Raw genomic sequence first — 14,192 nt, forward strand, 5'->3', positions numbered from 1 at the left:
GTTCCTTGACATAGTTGCAACCTGTTCGGTTGAGCCTGTCCTTCTGGAGATGTAGTTCAACGTGGTGTCCCGCAGGGGACCCAGACCGAGATGTTCGTTCTCACCATGGCGGCCCGGTCATGGTGGTCGGCTTAGAGACGGACCAGATGTCTGATCGGGAAGACCGATGCTTGTGATAGGTGCGAGATGAAGAACCTCAATTTCGCGGCCGAACTGCACCTTAAGCTCGGCGCGCCTGCAAGCAGCACGGTCGAAAGTCTGCGCCTGCTCCGCGCGTTCCTGAAGCTCGCGCCACGACAGCGTTTCGAGGTCATCAAGCTCGTCGAAGACCTCGCCAGCGAAGAAACGCTTCCTGAGCATCCCCTGTTCTGACCCGGCCGCACCCAGGCCTTACGCCTTCTCCCTTGTTTTCCTGCCAGATCCGGCCGCCGTGTAAAGCTTGTCCCCGGGTATCCTCGCGGCTGACCGCTGGAACGAAATCCCGCAAGTGTGGTAATCAGTTGGAAAAGGGGAGGAGTGCGACCATGATCGAACCGAAACTCGAAGTTCCAGCCGAACTGCGCGACCTGGCCGAGAAGACGATCGACCAGGCGGAAAAGGCATTCGGCATGTTTTTTGACGCCGCGACCAAGTCGATGACGTCGGTTCCCGGGGCGGGCACCGAGGTCTCGAAGCAGGCGCTTGCCTTTACCGAGCAGAACATGAAGTCGGCTTTCGAGCACGCGCGCAAGCTGGTGCATGCCACCGACATTCAGGAAGCGATGCGAATCCAGTCCGACTTCCTGCGCAGCCAGTTCACCAGCGCGGGGGACCACATGCGCCAGATGACCGGCAGTTTGATGCAGCCCGGCAAGGGGAAGCCCTGATTTCCGGTGCTGACGCTGTGTGCCCACAAATTGATCTTGCGTGGCGTGGAGATCCGCACTTCGGTGCTAGCGCAGGTCCATGATGGGCCACCGAATGGACTTCATTCGCCGTCTATCATCCTTTCTGCTGATCCCTGTCGGTCCTCCGGCAGGGATTTGCATTTCGGCATACGTCGCCACCGATCGGCACGCTGCTAACGCAGTGATCCGATGTAGGCTGCGATGTCGCCAGCTTCGATTCGGCTCAACGGAAAATTCGGCATCTTCGGATGCGGATCGAGAAGGAAGAAGGCGAGCCTCTCCGGACTGAAATCCGGCTTGCGTGCAACCGACGCAAAAGAGGGAACGTCGGCGCTCGCCGTGGCTTGGCCGTTCGCCACGACATGGCAGCTTGCGCACCAGCGTTTGGCGAGATCGGCGCCGTGATCAGCATCGGCGGCGAGGGCGGACGACATGCCGAAGCTCGAGGCCACGGCAAGCAACAGGCAAATTTGTCTCAAATGCTGACGCATCGGCATCCCTCATGTATTGGCTTGCGGCTGCGGGGCTCACCCGCAGCACGACCCCGGAAATTGCGACAGATCGATGCGGGCGATAATCGATCGCAGCAGCCTGCGGGTCGAACGATAGAGATGCCGCGCGAATCCCGGCGTCCTTGCCGCAGGCAGGCCAAGACTTTTCATATCAAGGCGTTCAATATACTGCGACACGTTTCTCTCCGGGAGATTGTAGAACCCTGTTTATCGTGGCAGGTCCGGAGCCTCCTTGATCTGCCGCAAAGCGTTCCGGGCTAATAGTCGCCGGGGTTCATGATCATGGGGCTTTTCGTATCTGCCGGCGCGAGTGCGCTGCTGGCGCTGTCACGCAGGAAGCGGTCGAGCGTCGCCTGGATCTTCTCCTTGACCGCATCGGGACCGCGATCGCTCATCTCGGTGTGCTGCGCACCGGTGTGGACGATATCGATACCGCGCGCCTTGGCCTCTTCCGGCGTCGGCAGCACGCCGGGATCGGTCTGGAAATGCGGATCCTTGGAGCGAAACGACAGGATCTTCATGTTGTCGCTGACCACGAAGGGGACCCGCAGGTTGTCGAGCGTGATCACCTTCGACACCAGCTCCGGATGCTGATGGGCGACATACATGGAGACGTCGCCGCCATTGGAATGACCGACGAGGGTGACGTGGTCGTAGTCGGCGTTCTCCTGTCGCCTCTTCAGTTCGGCCAGGGTGAAAAGGATGTTGGCCTCGCAGCGGATATAGACTTCGCGCCGGCCGACATATTGCTGGCCGACATGGGTCATCAATGGCGGATCGCTCGGCAGGTCCTGCTGGATGCTGGCAACCAGATAGCCGCGCGCAGCGAGCACGTTGGCGAGAAAGGAATACTCGGTGGCCTTGACGGTGTTGCCGTTGCTGATGATGGCGAGCGGCAGCTTCCACAGGCCGAGATTGGCCTTGGTCTCGTAGTCGCGCCGCACCGCGATTTCGACCGAGATCGGGCGCTGCCGCGAGGCATCGAACAGAGGCAAAATCTCATGGCGGATCGCGAACCGGCTGACGACAAAATACTGGCCGACGCCGAGGACGCAGAGAAAAGCCAGGATTGCAAACACCCTTTTCATGGTCCCGTCTCAAATCACTTTAGGCTGAACATGGTCATTGGAAGCTCCCCAATCGAGCGATCGTGAGCAGGTTAGGGGATTAAATTTAGGCAAGTCTGTGCGCAAGGCCGCAAATGCGGAGTATCGGGTGCTGAAGCGGCCAGGGCCGCGCGGCTAGAGGCAGCCGCCCTTGCCGCGCTCGGGGCAGAGCCGGAACGCGCTCGACAACGTGAAGAGGAAGCGAGGGCTGCGGCGCTCGTTGTCCGGCGCCCGATAACTCAAGGGGACGGCCACGCCGAGATCGAGCTGGAGTTCGTCCGGCAGGAAGAACCGCACGCCGGCTCCAGCGGAGGTCAGCGACAGGCCGTCGCTCAGACGGTACCCGTCGTTCCAGACAGCGCCAGCGTCGCCGAAGGCGTAGAGCTGATAGCCGGTCCAGTAGCGGAAATTGAGCTTCTGATCGAAGCGCAGCTCGAGCGAACCGGCAAGGCCATTGTCGCCGCTGATCTCGGCCGCACCATAGCCCCGGCCAAAAGCCGCGCCGCCGAGATAGAATTGCTGTGAGGTGAACAATGGCCGCGATGCGGCCTGGCTCGCGGCCGAGAGTTTGAGCGACCAGGCGTCGTTGAGTGTCTGGTAGCGCGTGAACCAGACGTTCAGCACCGAGAAATTCGACGAGGCGCCATCGCGCGACAGCAGATCGTCGTCGAAATCCGAGGCGCCGAAGATGTCGAGTCCCTGGCGATAGGTCAGCGTCGCGAAATTGGTGCCGCCGAAGCGATCCTGGAGCCGGTAGTCGGCGGTCAGGCTCGCGGTCCTGATGTGGTCGTTGTACCAGGGACCGTAGATGTCATGCTCGGACACGTTGCTGAAGGTTCCGGCGACGGTGAGCGTCAGCCCCGAGGATTGCGACATGAAGGGCACAGTGCTGGCGCGCACCTCGAAAGCTTCGGTCGTGGTGACGTCGCTGACGAGGCGGCGGGCATCGCCCGGTCGCACCGCGCTGTAAAGGACGGAGGCACCGAGGCGCACGCCATCGACGCCGACGGGCGCGTCGTAGGACAACCGCGCAAAGCCGAGCTCGCGAGGATCGTTGGCGATGGTCGACAGGTTGACCGCCAGCGTGTCGCCCGTTGTGAGGTAGGAGTTGAATGCGCCGGTTGCATAGGTCTGCCAGGGACCGACCGAGGACGAGCCCAGATTGTCCAGACCGAACGACGAGAAGACGTGCCAGGTCTTCAAGTAGACGATGAGGCGGAAGCGGCCGGTCGCGCCGCCAATCTCTTCCAGCGCGGTGTCAGTGATCCGGACGCCTGGCCTGCCGCTGACGAGGAAGAGTTGGCGTTCGAGCGTTGCCAGGCGCGACGGCTGCTCGGCCAGGACGGGCCCGAGCATCGGTCGTACGCCGAACTGCTCGGCGCCGTCGCCTTTCAGCTCGGCTTGCACGATCGCGCCTTCGATCACCTTGATCCGGACGCGGCCGTCGGCAATGTCCTGCGGCGGAACGATCGCCCGGCTCAGATGAAAGCCGTCGGCGCGGTAGAGATCGCTGATCGCGCCGGCGATCGCAACGAGATCCGCCTGCGAGACCTTCTTGCCGAGATAAGACTGATAAGCCGCGGCGATGCGGTCGCGCGAGACGGCATGGGCGCCGCTGATATCGATGCCGCGCAGCACGAATTGCGGCTTGGTGTCGCCGCCAGTGTTGGGCTGGCTGATCGCCGGCAGTCTGACCGGCGGACGGCTCAGCGTCTCCTGCTCGGATTGGTTCTCAAAGTATTTCTCGGGCTGGCGTGGATCGAAGCCTGGCTGGTTCGCCTGTTGCGCGAGGGCCTGCGGAACTCCCGCAAACGTAGGGGCGAGCAGCATCAGTGCGGCAACGAGGTACCTTCCAGCTACGCCCTGCGCGAGCCGCCCTCCGTAGTTCGACGGAGAGGTCCCAAAAGGCTGGTAAGCAATCGTTAGTCGCATGATTTTTCTTAGTTTTTTATGGTCAATGAAACGTTAATGCGGCCGTTCGAATTGCCACTTCCGGCTAATCGGATCTTGAGTGATTTCGGATACGCCTCATGTCCGGCTGTTAAGCGGACTGAGGATCGCCATGTTCGGCAAGATTGGACTGTTGCGCGCCTTCATGGCTGCGCTGGTGCTGGGAGCGGCTTCCGCCGCTTCTGCCGCGGACGATGGCGTCTGGTCGGTGAGCAAGGCCTCTGGCGAGGTCTGGGTTGCAACCGACGGCGCGCAGCCTGTGTCGCTGAACCAGGATGAGACGCTCAAGTCAGGCAATACCATTCGCACCGGGCGCAACGGACGCGTGCTGCTCGTCCGCGGCGAGGAAACGATATTGATCTCTCCCAACTCGGTGGTCGGCTTGCCGGCCGAGAAGAAAGAGGGGCTCTCAACCACCATCATTCAACAGGCGGGCTCGATCCTGCTCGAGGTCGAGAAGCGAAACGTCAAGCATTTCGAGGTCGAGACGCCTTATCTCGCCGCCGTGGTCAAAGGAACGCAATTCAGCGTCACCGTTGGGGCGGGCACTACCAAGGTTGGTGTGCTCCGTGGTCAGGTCGAAGTCTCCGACTTCAAGACCGGGCAGATCGCCCAGGTCATGCCGGGACAATCGGCAACCGCCTTCGAGCACGGGAAGCCCGGCCTCAGCCTGAGCGGTGCGGGGACTTTCAATCCGATCGAGCACGGCAAGCCGCGCGCCTCGACGATCGAGCGTGTCCCGGTGCCGAAATCGGGCCTGTCCGCGCCACGCAATGCGGCCAAGGGCGATGCGATCCACGCGCTCGGTCCGATCGACAAGGGGACCAAGGCGGCCGGTGCGTCGACGCAATCGCATCAGGCGGCGGGAGGGCAGGCGCCCAAGGGTGGCGTCGTGCGCATCTCGAGCTCGCTCGGCGAGGTCAAGTTGAACGTTCACAAGGTCACGAATGGGCTCGCCCACGGCGCCGTTGCACCGGGGCGTGTGCGCAACGCCAATGCCGCCACCGGGGCCCAGACGGTCTGGAGCGATACGAAAGCAAGCATGACGACCGCTGCGGCCAACAGCTCCAACGTAACCGCCGTCACGGTGAGCAGCAGTGCACCTGCGGCCGCCGCCACATCGACCTCGTCAACTGCAACGACGACTGTTGCGACGACCGCCGGTTCGACCAGCGATGTGTCGAGCGGAAGCTCTGGAAGCGGAAGCAGCGGGACTGGCGCGACCGGCAACGGAAGCAGCGGCACCGGCACTAGTGGCAACAACGGCAATAGCGGAAACGGGAATAGCGGCAGCAACGGAAATGGCAACAATGGCCACCACTACGGTTGGTATTGGGGCAGGGGTCATCGCTAGGACCGCGCCGTCCGCGTAGGGGAGCACGCGGCGGCACGTACCGTCGATGCAGGGGAGCAACGTGAAACGTTATCGGCCGCATATCCTTGTCGTGATCGCACTGGCGGTCGTGCTGTCCACGGGATGGCACGCTTCGCTTCGCAATGCGCTCACCGATCTGCGGTTCACCTGGCAATCACGTGCCGCCGGCGGCAATGTCGTCGTGGTGGCCATCGATGCGCCGTCAATCGACCAGATCGGGGTGTGGCCTTGGCCACGCCGGCTGCATGCCGAGCTGTTGCACCGACTCGAGGCGGCGGGGGTGAAGGACGTAGCCTTTGACGTCGATTTCAGTACGCCTTCGGATCCCGCCTCCGACGAGGCGTTCGTCAATGCGCTTCGGGAGGTCGGGGGCTCGACGATCCTGCCGTCCTTCAAGCAGCCGACGCCGAATGGTGGCGCGGCTCACATCAACCGCCCCCTCAAGCCGTTCAGCAACCAGTCGTGGCCGGCCGTCGTCAATGTCACGGTCGAATCCGACGGGCTTGTCCGCCGCTATCCGGTCGGCGAGAAGCTCGGCGACGCCTTGATGCCGTCGATGGCCGTCGTGCTGGCCGGGCAGGACGCGAATCGGCGGCCGCCCTTCCTGATCGATTTTGGCATTCGGGCGGCCACCATCCCGAGTATCTCCTATTTTGACGTGCTGCGCGGCGATACCGCGGCCCTGGACAAGTTGAGGGACAAGAAGATCATCATTGGTGCCACGGCGCTCGAGCTGGGCGACCGGTTCAGCGTTCCAAACGGCAAGATCATCTCGGGTCCCGTCCTCCAGGCACTGGCGGCGGAATCGATCCTCCAGAATCGAATGCTGCGTTGGACCTCTGACATCGGCATGATCGCCGGCCTGGGCCTGATCTGTCTTCTGATGATGTATTCGTGGCGCCGTTTTGCACCGGGCATCCGTGTCGCGATCCTGGTTGCTGCGGGCGCGAGTGTCGAACTGACCGCGACCTTTGTGCAGGCAAGGTGGCCGCTGATCATCGACACGTCGCTGTTTCACATCGCGGTCATCGCCTATCTGACGGCGATCGCGCTCGACGAGATCGACTTCCGCAGCCTGTTGGGGCGGATTGCCGAGAGCCGCTTTCATCGCATTGCGATGTCACTCGGCGATGGTCTGGTCTGCACCGACGAGGAACACCGTATCACGGTGTGGAATCCCGGCGCCAGCGCGATCTTCGGCTATATGCCGACAGAAATGATCGGGCGTCCGTTCGAGACTCTCTGTGCAGTGCCCGCAGCCGGTGGCGCAAAGCCGTTTGCCATGCGCGATGCGGCGCGCGAGGCGCTGTTGATTCCCGGTGGCGCCGTGGTCGTCGAGTTCGAAGGGCGTCGCAAGAACGGCGAGACGTTTCCGGTCGAGGCAAGCTTCTCGGGCTGGCAAGGAACTGAGGGCTTCCAGTACGGAGCGATCCTGCGCGATATCTCGGTTCGCAAGCGCGAGGCCGAACGCGTCAGGTATCTCGCCGAACATGATGCATTGACGGGTCTTGCCAACCGCAACATGCTGCATGCGGGTCTTGCCAATCTGATCGCCGCGGCGGAACGACGACCCTCCGACGTCGCGCTGCTCGTGCTCGGGCTCGACGGCTTCCAGCAGATCAACGACATGCTTGGACATTCGGCCGGCGACCTCGTGCTACGGGCCGTCGCCGAACGTCTTCGGACCGAAGTCGATGGTCAGGCGATCGTCGCCCGGCTCAGCGGCGATGAATTCGCCATCGCCTTTGATTGCGCCGAGACTGGCCAGCCGATTGCGGAGTTCGCGGAACGGATCGCGCAGGCGTTCGAAGCGCCGCTCGCAACGGGCACACGGCAGCACCGCGTCAGGATCAGCATCGGCGTCGCCGTTTATCCCGACGGGGGACACAGCGCCGACGATCTTCTGAGCAACGGCCATCTCGCGCTGAGCCGCGCCAAGACGACACGGCGCGGCGGCCATGTGATCTTCGAGAGTGCGATCAGGCAGGCGCTGGAGAACCGGCTGACGCTGGAGAGCGAACTGGCGCTCGCTGCGGATCGCGGCGAGTTCGAACTGTTCTACCAACCCCAGGTCCGTCTGGTAGACGGCGGCCTGGTCGGGGCGGAAGCGCTCATCCGTTGGCGGCATCCGGTGCGCGGCTACGTGTCGCCCGGAGAGTTCATGCCAGTGGTCAATACCTCGGCCCTGTCCGAGCGGATCGCGAACTGGGTGATGGAGACCGCCTGCCGTCAAGCGCGTGCGTGGGAAATGTCCGGCAACGGCGTGCGCGTCGCGATCAATCTGTCGCCGTCGCAGCTTCATTCCGGCGATCTCGCGCATACGGTAGCGGCACTGCTCGAAGTGACGGGGCTCACGCCGTCACTGCTCGAACTCGAGGTCACCGAAGACATCCTGCTGCACGACGAAAGTCGTGTGCTGGACATGTTCAAGCGGCTCCAGCAGCTAGGCGTCCGCGTCCTGTTCGATGATTTCGGCACCGGCTATGCCAGCCTGAGCTACCTGAAGAAGTTTCCGCTGGACGGGCTCAAGATCGACCGGTCGTTCGTGCTCGATCTGCTCGCCGATTCCGACGACGCCGCGATTGTCGGCTCGACCATCGGTCTCAGCAAACAACTCGGACTCACGGTCGTGGCCGAAGGCATCGAGAATCGTGCCACGGCGGACTTCCTGGTCAGCATGGGATGCGAGGAAGGGCAGGGTTATTTCTTCGGTCGTCCGATGCCGGCCGGGGCGTTCGAGAAGCAGTTTCTGGCGTCCGAACTCGACGCGGTCACCGCGGCCTGAACCGCTTGATTCTGAACGCTCAGCGCCTGCGCGCGACCGCCACACCCAACAGGAACGCGACGAACAGACTGGCCAGCGGCGCCTCGCGAGTGATCGCCGCGACTGTCGAGAGCGGTCGGCCGGGTTTTCGCGCCTCATCGATCACGTAGGTCAGGCGGTCGACAGCCGCGCGAACGCCTCCAGCAACCTCGCCGATCGTGTGGGATACGTCGGACGCGGCGTCGATGGCTCGTTCGGCCATGCCGGGCTGCGGAGTAGGCTGCGGAATTTCCGTGCTCAATTTCGTGAACTCCGCTTCTGGTGATATGAACAAGGCCGGCACCTTTGGCTATCCGCGCGTGCGCTCGTTTTGAACAGCGGGCCCGAAGACCTTTGGCTATCCGCGACAGGCGCCGTTTTGAACGGCGGGTGCCGGCCTTGCAGAGAGAATGCGGCGTGCGGGAATTTGTTCCAGCAGGAAGCATCCCCGTGAAACGACGGATGCGAATCTCTGCTAGGCTGGCACAGCCTTGCTGATCTCAGGAGAATGCCGTGACCGATCAGATCGTGACGGATCGAGCCCGCCGCATCGCCTTGCTCGGCGCGCCTATCGACATGGGGGCTTCGCAGCGCGGCACCTTGATGGGTCCCGCGGCGCTACGCACCGCCGGTCTTGCGACACTTCTGGAGAGCCTCGAGTTCGAAGTCGTCGACTACGGCGATCTTTCGGTCTCCGAGGTCCGCGACCTTTCCGACCGGCCGCCGGGGAAAGCCAATCACTATCGCGAAATCCAGCGTTGGACGCGCGTGCTGAGCCGCAGAGGCTATGAGATCGCCAAGACCGGCGCGCTGCCGATCTTCCTTGGCGGCGATCACTCGTTGTCGATGGGATCGGTGAATGCGATGGCTCGGCACTGGCGGGAGCGCGGGCGAGAGCTGTTCGTGCTCTGGCTCGATGCGCATGCCGATTACAACACGCCCGAAACGACGATCACGGCCAACATGCACGGCATGTCCGCGGCGTTCCTGTGCGGCGAGCCCGGCCTCGACGGATTGCTCGGCGATGATCCGCGTGCCTCGATCAATCCGGACAGGCTCGATCTGTTCGGCGCGCGTTCGATCGACAAGCTCGAAAAGGAGTTGATGCGCGCGCGCCAGATCAGGGTTATCGATATGCGCCAAATCGACGAGTTCGGCGTCGCGGTTCTGATCCGGCGCGTCATCGAACGAGTCAAGGCGTGTAACGGCGTGCTGCATGTCAGCTTCGACGTCGATTTTCTCGACCCTTGCGTGGCCCCTGGCGTAGGTACCACCGTGCCGGGCGGGGCGACCTATCGCGAAGCGCATCTGATCATGGAATTGCTGCACGATTCCTGCGCGGTGGGGTCGGTCGACATCGTCGAGCTCAATCCGTTCCTCGACGAGCGCGGTCGTACCGCGCGGACTGCAGTCGAGCTGATCGGCAGCTTGTTCGGGCAGCAGATTACCGATCGTCCGACGCCGAGCAACGCCATCGCTCCGGGCGAGTGACGACGCCATCCAACAAGCTGCGCGGTACAGATCGCTCGCGATTGGCAGGAGCGAACGTCCCCAGGATTTGTCGGCGACGCGCGGCTGGTTTGCAAAAAGTGAGCGAGCAAAGGCTGCCGAGTTCCACCCACTGGCTCGCAATTTGCTTGAGTGAGAGGCGGAACTCGCGGGACGCATTCGAATTGACCCGCGAGAGGAAAACATACGGGTTCCTTCGATGGCAACTGACCGCTTCCCAAACTCCATATCCTCGGCGCTTCGCCATCCCGGTGTAATTGCGCTGATTGTGGCCGGCTTCACGATTGCTGCGATGTTGATCGTCGATCACGGACCGTGGAGCCGTGCCAAGACGCAGCCCGCTCATGTTGCGATGTATGCAACCACGGGCGAGGCCGCGCACGCTGTTGGCGCCAATGTGCTTCCGACCGAGTCGAAATCGCCGGTCGAGCCGGAGCGGCCGGGCCCTAAAACGTCCCCGACCGTCAATCCCGTGACGCCGTAATACGCCTCAGCTCTTGCGACCGTAGTTGAGAAGCCCGCCGCTCGTCTTTGGCGGATGTGCCAGGAGCGCCTCCTCGTTCGGCTCGGTACCCCAGCCGGGACGGTCGGGGATGACCAGGTGCCCGTTCTGTATCTCCGGCTCGTGCGTGAAGAGCTCGCGGTCCCAGGCGAGGCGGTCGATGTCGATCTCCATGATCCGCAGGTTCGGCACGGCGGCGCAGAAATGCGCGTTCATCATCGAGCACAGATGGCCGTAGAAATTATGCGGCGCGACATTGACCTCGAACGCCTCTGCCGCGGCTGCGATCTTCATCGACTGCCAGACGCCATTCCAGGGCGTGTCGATGATCGCGACATCCATCGCCTGCTCGTCGAAATAGGGCAGGAATTCGCGCAGGCCCAACAGTGTTTCGCAGGACGAAATCGGATGCGGGCTCTGCCTGCGGATGTACCCGAGCGCCTCCGGACTGAAGCTGTCGATCTCGAGCCAGAACATGTCGAAGTCTGCGATGGTGCGCAGGATCTTCAGATAGCCCTCGGTCTTGGCGTTGAAGTTGCAATCGAGCAGGATGTCGACATCGGGGCCTGCGCCGTCACGGATGGCCTCGAGATGCATGCGCAGGTCGCGCAGGATCTTCCGGTCCACATTGATCTCGGGCGCGAAGGGCGAGCCGAAACCCGGCCGCCAGCCGGTCGGCTTGCCGTCGTCATAAGAGAAGATGTTGGTCTTGAGCGCGGTGAATTTTTTCTCGCGCACCTCGCGTCCCATCGCCTTGACGCCATCGAGGTTCTCGATCGGCGGCTGGTACCATGAGGGGTGATTGATCCGCCAGGTCGCGCAGTGCGACCAGTAGACCCGGACGCGGTCGCGGATCTTGCCACCAAGCAGCTCGTAGCAGGGCACGCCAAGAGACTTCGCCTTGGCATCAAGCAGCGCGTTCTCGATCGCGCCGAGCGCTTGCGCCACAACGCCGCCTGCGGCGGGACGCGTTGCCGAGAACAGCTCGGCGTAAATTCGCTCGTGCTGGAATACGTTCTGCCCGATCACGCGAGCCGACAGGCGCTGGATCGCGGCGCCGACGCCGGGCGAGCCAAAGCCTTCGTCGAACTCGCTCCAGCCGACGATGCCGTCCTCCGTCGTCAGCTTCACGAAGTGGTAGTTTCTCCACCCAGCGTCGCAGGCAAGGATTTCAAGACTTGTTGCTTTTGAGGATTCTGTCATATCGCTCCCTGTCGCCCGGCCGGGCGTTGTTTTTTGAGGCCAGGATCACAAGCCCGATCTCAGCCACAATTGTTAGGCTAACGACCGATCACCGTGAAGCCCGCCCAGGTGCGGCAGCAAGACGACTCCGTGGAATCCGATGTGGATGGTCACGATCATTCCCGGGATCGTCCCGAAATCGCGCCATTTTCTGACATTTTTGGCCACAATCGGGATCGATCTTCCGGCCATGAAATTTCTGGCCATGATTTCGTTTCTGGCGGTGCTCACAATGAGCGGGGCCGCCATTTCCGATCGGTTTCTGACGGCCGATCAACACGTCGCGCAAGGGGAGTAGCGCGGCGGGCGAAGGCGTTTTGTTGTTGCAGCGTGTCTTGGGGGACAGGTGCTTTCGATAGACCAGTTCTTGCGGTTCATCAGCGTACCGGCCGTGTTCGCGGCCTTTGTCATCGCCTCGCTGATCTCGGCGGCATTGTCGCCGGCCTAGTCGGTCGATCGGTGTCACGCCGCTTGCGAGCGCTGATGGTCCGGCGTTCGTTGACACGTCGGGCAAAACACCTGTAGAGTTATATCATCACAGAAATCGTCGATGCCCGCGCCGCCGTCCGTCGCGGGCTTTTTGTTGCGTGTGTCCAGCGTCAGGCCGGAATGGCGGTCGCGGCTGCACGCACGCCCGTTCGGCGATGCGCGATGCGGTTGCGAAGCGCACGGTATGATTGTATTGAGCGCCATGAGCCATTGCCCCATGAATGGCCTGCCGCCCACGAAGGTCGAGGCGCTGAAGCCGGAGCAGGTTGCTGCTCTCGACCGTGACGGCTATCTTCTGCTTCGAGGCGCCGTGCCTGCGGCGTGGCGCGATGCGCTGCGCGCCGCCTTCGATGCGGGCGTGGGGACCGGCGACCAATGGGCCGCGCCCCGCGGTCCGGGCTGGCGTCACGCCCTCGTCGATCTCGATCCTTTGGTGCAGCGAACTTGCCGCCTGCCACCGCTGCTCGCGGCGGCGGCGCAGATGCTGGGCGAGCCATTTCTTCTGTCGCAGGTCGAGGGTCGCGAGCCGCTGAAGGACGGCGGCCACCAGCGCTTGCATCGCGATGGCGCCGGTATGAAATCCGTCTCAGCCCTGGTTTTCCTCGACGCCTACGGGCCCGACAATGGCGCGACGCGTGTCGTTCCGCGCCATCTCGACCAAGGATATCTCAATCAGGAACATCCTGATCAAACCGAGCCGGACGAGACCTTGTCCCTGATCACGGCGGGGGAGGCCGGAGACATCCTGGTGTTCGACGCCGATCTGCCGCATGGCGCGACCTGCAACCGCTCCGGCGCGCGGCGGCGTTCGCTGCTGCTGAGCTTCATGCTGCCAAGCAATCGTGCCACCATGGAGGCCTCTCGCGCCATCCGCAACGTCCGCATGGACACCAGCGAGGTGTTCGTCCCTTAGAGCATGATCCGGAAAGCTGTGAAGCGGCTTTCCGAAAAGATCATGCTCAAGCAATTGTCGGAGCTCGCCGAGGAACGGCCTGCCGGTGACGACGTTTCCCGTCTGAGGAAGCGAGGGAATTGGCCGATGGACAATCTGACGAAGCGCGAGCAGCCCGACCGGAGCAAGATCAACATGCACGAGGCCTTCGAGGTCAAGTACTGGACCCATGCGCTCGGGGTGTCGAAGGAGGAGTTGCAGAGGGCCGTCGACAAGGTCGGCAACTCGGCCGCGACCGTCCGCAAGGAGCTGGGCGTCTGACGGCGTCTGCGGCGCCGGGACGTCCGACACTATTTGATGCTGACGAACATGCCCCAGGCCGCGGCCAGCGCCGCGCCGGTGAAGACGACCACCGGATTGTCGCAGAACGTGCCGCCGTAGCTGCACATGTTCGCGCCGAACTGGCCGAGCTCGTGATGGCTCGCGGAATAGAACAGTCCCGACAGCACCAGCAATGCGGCGGCGACGTAGTACATCGACGTCTCTCCATCTCGCCCATGCGACCTTCGCAGGGGACCTGTGCCAGCGTGGCGCGGAGAGATTTCAGTTCGCCGAATCCGGTTCGTCGCATTTGGATAAAGTTCGAGATGTCGGGCAAGACGCCGGCCTGACGAGCATCGGGCGCGTATCAGCGAAGTTCGCGCTCGAGCTTTGCGGGAAAATGCTGTCCACGTCCTGCCCGAAGCGGCGACGAAACACGCCTGAAACGTTCCTGAAACCCGATTGTCCTGAACGCCTCGTCCGCCGGCCTCGACCAACCAAGCGAAAAGGAGATCATCATGATCCAGATCGGTTCGAAGGAAGAAGTCGCGTTTCTGCTGGCGCTGTTCGGCACCCACACCCAGCCGGTCAGGCGCCCGAAGCC

Annotated in this window: 15 protein-coding genes; 9 read left to right on the forward strand and 6 right to left on the reverse strand. The window is 62.8% G+C overall.

The window, feature by feature from the left end; genetic code table 11:
- Nucleotides 1–186 precede the first annotated feature (186 nt).
- Both WHZ77_RS10005 and WHZ77_RS10010 read left to right on the forward strand, forming a co-directional pair.
- Nucleotides 187–372, forward strand: a complete 186-nt coding sequence (locus WHZ77_RS10005; protein ID WP_162006213.1) for a hypothetical protein — start codon at nucleotides 187–189, stop codon at nucleotides 370–372.
- Nucleotides 373–524: 152 nt separating this feature from the next.
- Nucleotides 525–866, forward strand: coding sequence for a phasin (locus tag WHZ77_RS10010; RefSeq protein ID WP_015684706.1), 342 nt, complete (start codon nucleotides 525–527; stop codon nucleotides 864–866).
- Between the two features lie 194 nt (nucleotides 867–1,060).
- Here WHZ77_RS10010 and WHZ77_RS10015 read toward each other — a convergent pair whose 3' ends face one another.
- From WHZ77_RS10015 to WHZ77_RS10025, 3 genes are all read right to left on the reverse strand, one after another.
- A complete protein-coding gene (locus WHZ77_RS10015) occupies nucleotides 1,061–1,378 on the reverse strand; it encodes a c-type cytochrome (RefSeq protein WP_375313522.1) in 318 nt (105 codons plus the stop codon).
- A 278-nt stretch (nucleotides 1,379–1,656) separates the two neighbouring features.
- Entirely contained in the window at nucleotides 1,657–2,487 is an 831-nt protein-coding gene (locus tag WHZ77_RS10020) for an alpha/beta fold hydrolase (protein WP_375313523.1), read from the reverse strand.
- A gap of 153 nt (nucleotides 2,488–2,640) precedes the next feature.
- Complete coding sequence (locus WHZ77_RS10025; protein WP_375313524.1) at nucleotides 2,641–4,437, reverse strand: ShlB/FhaC/HecB family hemolysin secretion/activation protein; 1,797 nt, start codon at nucleotides 4,435–4,437, stop codon at nucleotides 2,641–2,643.
- A 130-nt stretch (nucleotides 4,438–4,567) separates the two neighbouring features.
- Here WHZ77_RS10025 and WHZ77_RS10030 point away from each other — a divergent pair, with 130 nt between their 5' ends.
- Together WHZ77_RS10030 and WHZ77_RS10035 are read left to right on the forward strand one after the other, a co-directional pair.
- A complete protein-coding gene (locus WHZ77_RS10030) occupies nucleotides 4,568–5,809 on the forward strand; it encodes a FecR domain-containing protein (RefSeq protein WP_375313525.1) in 1,242 nt (413 codons plus the stop codon).
- A gap of 61 nt (nucleotides 5,810–5,870) precedes the next feature.
- On the forward strand, nucleotides 5,871–8,615 hold the full coding sequence (locus tag WHZ77_RS10035; RefSeq protein WP_375313526.1) for an EAL domain-containing protein: 2,745 nt from the start codon (nucleotides 5,871–5,873) through the stop codon (nucleotides 8,613–8,615).
- Between the two features lie 19 nt (nucleotides 8,616–8,634).
- On the opposite strand, the gene WHZ77_RS10040 is transcribed toward WHZ77_RS10035, so the two are convergent.
- Entirely contained in the window at nucleotides 8,635–8,895 is a 261-nt protein-coding gene (locus WHZ77_RS10040; protein ID WP_375313527.1) for a hypothetical protein, read from the reverse strand.
- 251 nt (nucleotides 8,896–9,146) lie between these two features.
- Here WHZ77_RS10040 and rocF point away from each other — a divergent pair, with 251 nt between their 5' ends.
- Together rocF and WHZ77_RS10050 are read left to right on the forward strand one after the other, a co-directional pair.
- Nucleotides 9,147–10,124: an arginase gene (gene rocF, locus WHZ77_RS10045; RefSeq protein ID WP_375313528.1), complete on the forward strand. Its 978-nt coding sequence runs from the start codon at nucleotides 9,147–9,149 to the stop codon at nucleotides 10,122–10,124.
- Nucleotides 10,125–10,341: 217 nt separating this feature from the next.
- Complete coding sequence (locus WHZ77_RS10050; RefSeq protein WP_375313529.1) at nucleotides 10,342–10,626, forward strand: hypothetical protein; 285 nt, start codon at nucleotides 10,342–10,344, stop codon at nucleotides 10,624–10,626.
- 6 nt (nucleotides 10,627–10,632) lie between these two features.
- On the opposite strand, the gene WHZ77_RS10055 is transcribed toward WHZ77_RS10050, so the two are convergent.
- Complete coding sequence (locus WHZ77_RS10055; RefSeq protein ID WP_375313530.1) at nucleotides 10,633–11,847, reverse strand: mandelate racemase/muconate lactonizing enzyme family protein; 1,215 nt, start codon at nucleotides 11,845–11,847, stop codon at nucleotides 10,633–10,635.
- A 145-nt stretch (nucleotides 11,848–11,992) separates the two neighbouring features.
- On the opposite strand from WHZ77_RS10055, the gene WHZ77_RS10060 reads away from it, so the two are divergent.
- From WHZ77_RS10060 to WHZ77_RS10070, 3 genes are all read left to right on the forward strand, one after another.
- Nucleotides 11,993–12,184: a hypothetical protein gene (locus tag WHZ77_RS10060; RefSeq protein WP_375313531.1), complete on the forward strand. Its 192-nt coding sequence runs from the start codon at nucleotides 11,993–11,995 to the stop codon at nucleotides 12,182–12,184.
- Nucleotides 12,185–12,436: 252 nt separating this feature from the next.
- Nucleotides 12,437–13,288 carry a phytanoyl-CoA dioxygenase family protein gene (locus tag WHZ77_RS10065; protein WP_375313532.1) on the forward strand — a complete coding sequence of 284 codons (852 nt, stop codon included), beginning with the start codon at nucleotides 12,437–12,439 and terminating at the stop codon, nucleotides 13,286–13,288.
- 126 nt (nucleotides 13,289–13,414) lie between these two features.
- Nucleotides 13,415–13,588 (forward strand): DUF3606 domain-containing protein, encoded by a 174-nt coding sequence (locus tag WHZ77_RS10070; protein ID WP_375313533.1) that lies wholly within the window; start codon nucleotides 13,415–13,417, stop codon nucleotides 13,586–13,588.
- A gap of 29 nt (nucleotides 13,589–13,617) precedes the next feature.
- On the opposite strand, the gene WHZ77_RS10075 is transcribed toward WHZ77_RS10070, so the two are convergent.
- Nucleotides 13,618–13,803 carry a hypothetical protein gene (locus WHZ77_RS10075; RefSeq protein ID WP_375313534.1) on the reverse strand — a complete coding sequence of 62 codons (186 nt, stop codon included), beginning with the start codon at nucleotides 13,801–13,803 and terminating at the stop codon, nucleotides 13,618–13,620.
- Nucleotides 13,804–14,192 lie beyond the last annotated feature (389 nt).

Source organism: Bradyrhizobium sp. A5 (genome assembly GCF_042076515.1).
GTDB lineage: Bacteria > Pseudomonadota > Alphaproteobacteria > Rhizobiales > Xanthobacteraceae > Bradyrhizobium > Bradyrhizobium cosmicum.